This is a genomic window from Thauera sp. (genome assembly GCF_035444905.1).
GTDB lineage: Bacteria > Pseudomonadota > Gammaproteobacteria > Burkholderiales > Rhodocyclaceae > Thauera.
Genome location: NZ_DAOMPS010000050.1, coordinates 24,179 through 32,508 on the forward strand (window position 1 = coordinate 24,179; position 8,330 = coordinate 32,508).

At 66.6% G+C, this 8,330-nt stretch carries 6 protein-coding genes; 3 read left to right on the forward strand and 3 right to left on the reverse strand.

The window, feature by feature from the left end:
• The first annotated feature begins 30 nt into the window (after positions 1–30).
• From nirJ to PLC66_RS17910, 3 genes are all read left to right on the forward strand, one after another.
• Positions 31–1,239 (forward strand): heme d1 biosynthesis radical SAM protein NirJ, encoded by a 1,209-nt coding sequence (gene nirJ / locus PLC66_RS17900; protein ID WP_324542992.1) that lies wholly within the window; start codon positions 31–33, stop codon positions 1,237–1,239.
• Positions 1,236–2,852 carry a cytochrome D1 domain-containing protein gene (locus PLC66_RS17905; RefSeq protein WP_324542994.1) on the forward strand — a complete coding sequence of 539 codons (1,617 nt, stop codon included), beginning with the start codon at positions 1,236–1,238 and terminating at the stop codon, positions 2,850–2,852. Before nirJ ends, PLC66_RS17905 begins: the two co-directional genes overlap by 4 nt.
• Positions 2,853–2,929: 77 nt before the next feature.
• Complete coding sequence (locus tag PLC66_RS17910) at positions 2,930–4,117, forward strand: NnrS family protein (RefSeq protein WP_324542996.1); 1,188 nt, start codon at positions 2,930–2,932, stop codon at positions 4,115–4,117.
• Positions 4,118–4,292: 175 nt separating this feature from the next.
• Here the strand turns inward: PLC66_RS17910 and PLC66_RS17915 are convergent, their stop codons facing one another.
• The 3 genes from PLC66_RS17915 to PLC66_RS17925 are packed head-to-tail and all read right to left on the reverse strand — an operon-like array spanning position 4,293 to position 8,203.
• Positions 4,293–4,640: a YnfA family protein gene (locus PLC66_RS17915; RefSeq protein WP_410171228.1), complete on the reverse strand. Its 348-nt coding sequence runs from the start codon at positions 4,638–4,640 to the stop codon at positions 4,293–4,295.
• A gap of 12 nt (positions 4,641–4,652) precedes the next feature.
• Positions 4,653–7,640 (reverse strand): Tn3 family transposase, encoded by a 2,988-nt coding sequence (locus tag PLC66_RS17920; RefSeq protein ID WP_323030434.1) that lies wholly within the window; start codon positions 7,638–7,640, stop codon positions 4,653–4,655.
• A 2-nt stretch (positions 7,641–7,642) separates the two neighbouring features.
• Positions 7,643–8,203, reverse strand: a complete 561-nt coding sequence (locus tag PLC66_RS17925) for a recombinase family protein (RefSeq protein WP_323030435.1) — start codon at positions 8,201–8,203, stop codon at positions 7,643–7,645.
• Between the last annotated feature and the right edge of the window lie 127 nt (positions 8,204–8,330).

An 8,330-nucleotide genomic window follows, 5' to 3' on the forward strand; every position in this document is an offset into this window, starting at 1 on the left:
GGCTGTAATCGCGGCAACAAGGAGGTTTCCATGTTCCGCATCTCCCAATTCATCCGCGAACTCGATCACCCGACCCCCACCGGCCCGCGGCGCAATCCACCGGGCCCGGTGGTGATCTGGAACCTGATCCGGCGCTGCAACCTGACCTGCGAGCACTGCTATTCGATCTCGGCCGACAAGGACTTTCCCGGCGAGCTCGATACCGCCGAGGTGTTCAAGGTCATGGACGATCTCAAGGCGGCACGGGTGCCGGTGCTGATCCTGTCGGGCGGCGAGCCGCTGCTGCGGCCCGACATCTTCGACATCGCTCGTCGCGCCAAGGGCATGGGCTTCTACGTTGGCCTGTCGTCCAACGGCACGCTGATCGACGAATCGAACATCGAGGCGATCGACGACATCGGCTTCGACTACGTCGGCGTGAGCCTGGACGGTATCGGCGCCACCCACGACCACTTCCGTCGCAAGCAGGGCGCCTTCGCGGCTTCGATGCATGGCATCCGCCTGTGCCGCGATCGGGGCATCAAGGTCGGCGTGCGCTACACGATGACCGAGGGCAACGCCCACGACTTGCCGGCGCTGCTGAAGCTGGTCGAGATTGAGGGCATCGACAAGTTCTACTTTTCGCACCTCAACTATGCCGGCCGTGGCAACAAGAACCGCGCCGGCGACGCCCGCCACCGCACCACGCGCGAAGCCATGGAACTGCTGTTCGAGACCTGCCTCGATCTGCACCGACGCGGCATCGACAAGGACTTCGTCACCGGCAACAACGACGCCGATGGCCCCTTCCTGCTGCATTGGGTGCAGCGCCGCTTTCCCGAGCGCGCTGCCCACATCGAGGCCAAGCTGCGCCAGTGGGGCGGCAACGCCAGCGGCGTCAATGTCTCCAACATCGACAATCTCGGCATCGTGCACCCGGACACCATGTGGTGGCATGTGCCGCTCGGCAACGTGCGCCAGCGCACCTTCGGCGAGATCTGGAACGATCTCTCCAACCCGCTGCTGGCCGGACTCAAGCAGCATCCGCGCAAGCTCGAGGGCCGCTGTGGCGCCTGTCGTTATCTCGACATCTGCAACGGCAGCTCGCGTGTGCGCGCCGAACAGGTGACCGGCAACCCCTGGGCGGAGGATCCCGCCTGCTATCTCGACGACGAGGAGATCGGCGTCAGCGCCGCGGATTACGGCTCCGAGCGCGTCGTCACCACGCCCTGGGTACGCATCAACAAGGTGTCGGCATGAAAGCCCTTCCGTCCCTTGCCGTCGTCTTGGTCGCCCTCGGTTTTGTGCTGCCCGCGGCGTCCGCCGCCGAGCCCGCAGGCGCGCCCGCGCTGTCGGCCGGTGTCGAGGTCGCCAAGCTCTACCAGCAGCATTGCGCCGCCTGTCATGCGCCCAATCGCCTCGGTGCGATGGGGCCGGCGCTGCTGCCCGAGAATCTCTCGCGCCTGCGCAAGGGCGAGGCGCTGAAGGTCATCGCCGAGGGCCGCACCGCGACCCAGATGCCGGGCTTCGGCGCCCAGCTGGCCGCGCACGAGATCGCCGCCATCACCGACTGGATCTACACCCCGGTGGTGCCCGAGCCGCGCTGGACCGATGCCGACATCACCGCCTCGCGCATCCAGCATGTCGATCCGGCCTCGCTGTCCGACAAGCCGGTGTTCGAGGCCGACCCGATGAATCTCTTCCTGGTGGTGGAGGCGGGCGACCACCACGTCAGCGTGCTCGATGGCGACAAGCTCGAGCCGATCCACCGCTTCCAGTCGCGCTTCGCGCTGCATGGCGGGCCCAAGTTCGCCGCCGACGGGCGCTACGTGTTCTTCGGCTCCCGCGACGGCTGGATCACCAAGTTCGACCTGTGGAACCTGAAGGTGGTGGCCGAGATCCGCGCCGGCATCAATACCCGCAACGTCGCCGCCTCGCCCGATGGCAAGCACGTGGCGGTGGCCAACTACCTGCCGCACAACCTGGTGCTGCTCGACGGTGACCTCAAGCTGATCAAGTCGATCGAGGCCAAGGACCGCGACGGCAAGATCAGTTCGCGCGTGTCCGCGGTCTATGACGCCACGCCGCGCCAGTCCTTCATCGCCGCGCTCAAGGACGTGCCCGAGGTGTGGGAGATCAGCTACACCAAGGCGGTCGAGGACATCCCGACCGGCTTCATCCACGACTACACCCAGCGCGAAGGCAGCTTCATCCCCGGCTACCTGAATCCGCGCCGCACGATCCTGGCCGAGGTGCTGGACGATTTCTTCTTCACCCAGGACTACTCCGAGCTGATGGGTGCTTCGCGCGAGGGCGTCGGTCAGGTAGTGAACCTGGACGTGCGCAAGAAGATCGCCAACCTGCCGCTCGATGGCATGCCGCACCTCGGTTCGGGCATCACCTGGGAGTGGGTCGACCCCGCCGCCGGGCCCGATGCAAAGCCGCGCACGGTCATGGCGAGCACCAACCTGAAGGCGGGCGAGGTCACGGTCATCGACATGAAGACCTGGGAGGTCATCAAGCGCATCCCGACCCGCGGCCCGGGCTTCTTCCTGCGCAGCCATGGCAACAGCCGCTTCGCCTTCGTCGATTCGATGATGAGCCCCGAGGCCAAGCACATCCTGCAGGTGATCGACAAGCAGACGCTCGAGGTGGTCAGGGAGATCACCGGTGAGCCCGGCAAGACGCTCGCTCACATCGAATTCACCCGCGACGGCCGCCATGCGCTGGCGAGCCTGTGGGAAGACGACGGCGCGGTGATCGTCCTCGACGCGCAGACGCTCGAGGAGGTCAAGCGCCTGCCGATGCGAAAACCGGTCGGCAAGTACAACGTCTGGAACAAGATCACCCGCGAGGAAGGCACCAGCCACTGAGGCCGGCGCCCGACATCCTCCTTTCGCCTCACCCACGACCCCACCCACCGACGCCAAGCCATTCCCGAGAACACGCAATGCCCCTGATTCCGCTCGAAGAGCCCACCACCAAACGCATCCCGCCCGACACCTTCTCGCTGTGGGCGCTTGCCTTCCGGCCCTTCTATCTGCTCGCCGCGCTGTTCGCGGCGGTCGCCGTTCCGCTGTGGGCGGTGGCGTATTCCGGTGGGCTCGAGCTGCCGATACCCGGGATGTGGTGGCATGCGCACGAGATGATCTTCGGCTTTGCGGTGGCGGTGATCATCGGCTTCCTGTTTACCGCGGGGCGCAACTGGACGGGCCTCGACACCCCCGCCGGCAAGCCGCTGCTGGCGCTGGCGGTGCTGTGGCTGGCGGGACGGCTGGCGATGGCCTTTGGCAGCGGGGTGTGGGTCGCAGTCATCGACATTGCCTTCCTGCCGGTGGCCGCGGCCTTGCTGCTGCGGGTGCTGGTGAAGGCCAAGAGCAAGCGCAACTACTTCGTCGGCGTGCTTCCCGCGCTGCTGGCCTTGACCAACCTGCTCTTTCACCTCGCCGTGCTGGGCGTGCTCGAGATCGATCCGCTGATGGCGATGCACCTCGCGCTCGGGCTGATCGTGGTGCTGGAGACCGTCATCGGCGGGCGGGTGATCCCGATGTTCACCTTCAACGCCGTGCGTGGCATCAAGCAGTGGCGCGACCCGCGCCTGGACTGGGCGGCAGCCATCGCCACCGGCCTCGCTCTGCTGCTGTGGGCGCTCGGTGCGGGCGCCTGGGCAGGGGCGGTGTCGCTCCTCGCCGCGATCCTGCAGGCGCTGCGACTGGGGGGCTGGAACCCGTGGGCGACTCGCGGCGTGCCGCTGCTGTGGGTGCTGCACCTCGCCTACCTGTGGATCCCGCTCGGCCTGGCGCTGATCGCGCTCACGCAGTTCGGCGTGCTGCCGCGCTCGGCCGGCATTCATGCCCTCGCCATCGGCGCGACCGGTGGCCTGATCATCGGCATGATCACGCGCACCGCGCTGGGTCATACCGGGCGCATGCTCGTTGCCGGCCCGATCGAGACGCTGGCCTATGCGCTGGTGCTGCTGGCCGCGCTGGTGCGTGTGCTCAGTGTGGCCTTGATCCCCGCCGCGCTGGTCGGCGGGATCCACGCCGCGGCGATGCTGTGGGCGCTCGGCTTTGCGCTCTACCTGTGGCGCTACACGCCTTTCCTGCTGCGCGCGAGGGTCGACGGCAAGGAGGGCTGAAGGGAAGGCACCGACGCACGGGGCCGGCGGCCGGTCCGGGACAGTGCCGATGGCCGCCCGCGGTGCCCTCAGGCAGCGAGCAGGCCGGCCAGCACGCCCGGATCGGGGGCGGGCAAGGATTCGAAGCCAGGACGTGCGTAAAGGGGTCAGCTCACGAAACGGAAAAAATCGTACGCTAAGCCTTGTCGTGCCAGCCCAGCACAATGATTGACATGCCAAGTAGCGCGACTCCAGCCCCAGCCCAATCCAGCGTGGACAGCTTCACGCCATCGACGACCCGAAGCCAAACCAGCGCGGTAGCCACGTAAACGCCACCATAGGCGGCGTAGACGCGGCCACTGGCGGCTGGGTGTAACGTGAGCAGCCAAACGAACAGCGCCAAGCTCATCGCTGCCGGAATCAGCAGCCACATTGGCCCGCCTTTGCGCAGCCACAGGTAAGGCAGAAAGCAGCCGACGATCTCGGCAAGCGCTGTTGCGATGAACAGTCCGGTCGTTTTCAGAATCAAGATCAGCAGCTCCACAGTTGATAAACCTTACGAAGACATTGCCAGCGGTGCCCCTTCAAGCAAACGCAGCGGCCGGAACTTGCCCTGCTCGACGTGTTTGTTCTGCCGCCAGATGTAATCGCCGGTCAGGTTGATGTGCTCCCAGCCGAGCGGCGAGAGGTGCGGCAATAGTTTCTCGTCGATGTCCTTGCCCGAGTCCCGCAGCGCCTGGACCGCCCGCTCCAGGTAGACCGTGTTCCACAGGATGATGGCGGCCACCACCACGTTGAGGCCGCTGGCGCGGTAGCGCTGGTTCTCGAAGCTGCGGTCGCGGATTTCGCCGAGGCGGTTCAGGAACACGGCGCGGGCCAGTGCGTTCTTGGCCTCGCCCTTGTTCAAGCCGATCTGCACGCGGCGGCGCAGCTCGACGTTCTGCATCCAGTCGAGGGCGAACAGCGTGCGCTCGATGCGCCCCAACTCACGCAAGGCCACCGCGAGGCCGTTCTGGCGCGGGTAGCTACCGAGCTTTCGGAGCATCAGCGAGGCCGTCACCGTGCCCTGCTTGATCGAGGCCGCAAGCCGCAGGATTTCGTCCCAATGGGTGCGGATGTGCTTCACGTTGACGCTGCCGCCGATCAGGCCGGCGAGCGTCGGGTACTGCTTGGCGTCGCCGTGGATGTACAGGCGCTTGTCGGTCAGGTCGCGGATGCGCGGCGCAAAGCGGAAGCCCAGCAGGTGCATCAGCGCGAACAGGTGATCGGTGAAGCCGGCCGTGTCGGTGTAATGCTCCTCGATGCGCAGGTCGGATTCGTGGTACAGCAGTCCGTCCAGGACGTGGGTGGCGTCGCGCACCGTGGCGTTGATGACCTTGGTGTGGAACGGCGCGTACTGGTCCGAAATGTGGGTGTAGAACTGCACGCCCGGTTCCTGGCCGTACTTCAGGTTCACCTGGCCGGCGGCGTGGCCCCGACCGCCGGCCTTGAAGTTCTGGCCGTCCGACGACGACGTTGTGCCATCGCCCCAATAGGCGGCGAACGGCTGACGGAACTGCGCGTTGACCAGCTCGGCCAGCCCGGCCGAATAGGTCTCGTCGCGGATGTGCCACGCCTGCAACCAGGTCAGCTTGGCATAGGTCACGCCCGGGCAGGATTCGGCCATCTTGGAGAGCCCCAGGTTGATGGCGTCGGCCAGGATGGTCGTCAGCAGCAGGTGTTGATCGTCGGCCGCCGCGTCGCTCTTGAGGTGCTTGAAGTGGCGACTGAAGCCGGTCCAGCCATCGACCTCCAGCAACAGCTCGGTGATCTTCAGGTGCGGCAGCAGGCTGTACGCCTGCTGCATCAGCGCCTCGGCCTCGTCGGGCACGCCGTTGTCCAGCGGCGAAATCTTGAGCCGGCCGGTGCTGGTGATGGCGGCGTCGGGCAGCTCGTTGGCGGCGGCTAGCCGCTCGACGGTTGCTAGTTGCTCTTGCAGCACCGCGAGCCGCGCCTCCAGAAAGCGCTCGCAGTCGGTCTCTACGGCCAGATCCAATTCCCGTTGGTCGCGCTGCGCCGCGAAACGCGGCGGCGGCAGCAGGTAGTCCTCGAAGTCCTTGAACTGGCGCGAGCCCTGCACCCAGATGTCGCCGGAGCGCAGCGAGTTTTTCAGCTCGGACAGCACGCACAGCTCGTAGAAGCGCCGATCCAACCCGTCTTCGTTGCGCACCAGGCTTTCCCAGCGCTTGCGCACGAACGACGTGGGCGCATCGTCCGGCACCTTGCGCGCCTGGCGCTCGTTCATCCCTTTGAGCACATCGACGGCCGCGAGCAGCTCGCGTGCCGCCGGCGCGGCCTTCATGGTCAGCGCTTCCAGCAGGGCCGGCGTGTAGCGCCGGAGCTGGTTGAAGCCGTCGCCGACCAGCGCGAGGAAGTCGAAGCCTTCCGGCTGGGCCAGCAGCTCGGCCTCGGTGATGCTCTCGGTGAACACCTCCCACGGGATGATGGCCTCGATGGCGGCGAACGGATCGCCGCCCGACTGCTTGGCTTCCAGCAGGGCGCGGCCGATGCGCGAGTAGAGCCGCACCTTGTCGTTGATCGCCTTGCCGGACTGCTGGAAGCGGTCGGCGTGGTTGCGCTTGGCCTTGCTGAACAGCGCGCCCATAAAACGGTCGTGCAGGTCGATGATCTCGTCGATCAGGGTGGCGCGGGTATCGAGAATCACCGCGGACAGTGTCGCATAGCGGCGGCTCGGCTCCAGGTCGCGCAGGTGCTGGGCCGTCATCTGTCCTCCTTCGCGGGCGAGCTTCAGCAGGCGGTTTTGGTGGACGGTGTGCTCCAGCCCATCCGGCAACGCCAGGTCACGGAGGGTCTTCAGCCGCTCCAGGTGGGCCAGCACATGCTTGGGCTTGGGCGGGCCGGGCGGCTGGCGCAGCCAGATTAGCCCGCTGCCCTTGGTGCCCTCGCGGATCGCCAGCAGACCGTCGAGCGCACGGCGATGGTGATCGGCCAGCGGCGCGGTCAGCGCCGCGTACACCTGGCGCGTGCCGCGCGTGAGCCCCTCGCTACATACACGCTCGATGACATCGATGGCCGGCAGGATGATACGTTGCTGCCGCAGCAGCTCGACCAGCGCCTCGGCCAGCACGATACCCCGGTCGGTCTGCTGGGCCAGCTCGGCGAGCTGGTGGACGAAGCGCCGGTAGTCGGCGGCCGCGAACGGCGTCAGCTTCAGCCACGCCTGCAATTCCAGCAGGTGCTCGCGCCGGGTTTCCGGCCGCTGCGCGTACTGCGGCCAGATGTCCGGCGCGATGCGCAACTGGCGGCCGACGATATTCAGCAGGGATGCGGGCGGTTCCGCGTCGGTCGGCAGGGCAAAGCCGGGATAGCGCAGGTAGCACAACTGCACCGCGAAACCGAGCCGGTTGTGGTTGCCGCGCCGTTGGCGGATCACTGACAGGTCGGGTTCGGAGAAGGTGTAATGCCGGATGAGGTCGTCGTCAGTGGTCGGAAAGGCAAGCAGGCCGGTGCGCTCGGCGGGCGTCAGCAAGCTGCGGCGCGGCATGGTCAGTCATCCGTTCTCAGGTATTGGTACAGGGTTTCGCGGCTGATGCCGAATTCGCGGGCGAGCTTGGCTTTCTGCTCGCCGGCGGCGGCCCGCCGGCGCAGCTCGGCCACCCGCTCCGGCGACAGCGCCTTCTTGCGGCCCCGGTAGGCCCCGCGCTGCTTGGCGAGCGCGATGCCTTCGCGCTGCCGCTCGCGGATCAGGGCGCGCTCGAACTCGGCGAACGCGCCCATCACCGACAGCATCAGGTTCGCCATCGGCGAGTCCTCTCCGGTGAAGGTCAGGCTTTCCTTGACGAATTCGATGCGCACGCCGCGCTGGGTGAGCTTCTGCACCAGGCGGCGCAGGTCGTCGAGGTTGCGCGCCAAACGGTCCATGCTGTGCACCACCACCGTGTCGCCCTCGCGCACGAAGGCGAGCAGCCGTTCCAGCTCGGGGCGCTGGGTGTCCTTGCCCGACGCCTTGTCGGTGAACAGCCTGTCCACCGAAACATGCTCAAGCTGGCGTTCCGGGTTCTGATCGAAGCTGCTGACGCGGACGTAGCCGATGCGCTGACCGTGCAAGGTGTCCTCCTGAGGGTAATGTGTCAGGAAGAAATCTATGACCCTTGACGGTGCGTGTCAATCAATTCGGAATGCGACTCTATTCTGACGCTTTCTCGCCGAACGGTCTGACGCCAGGTTACGGTAT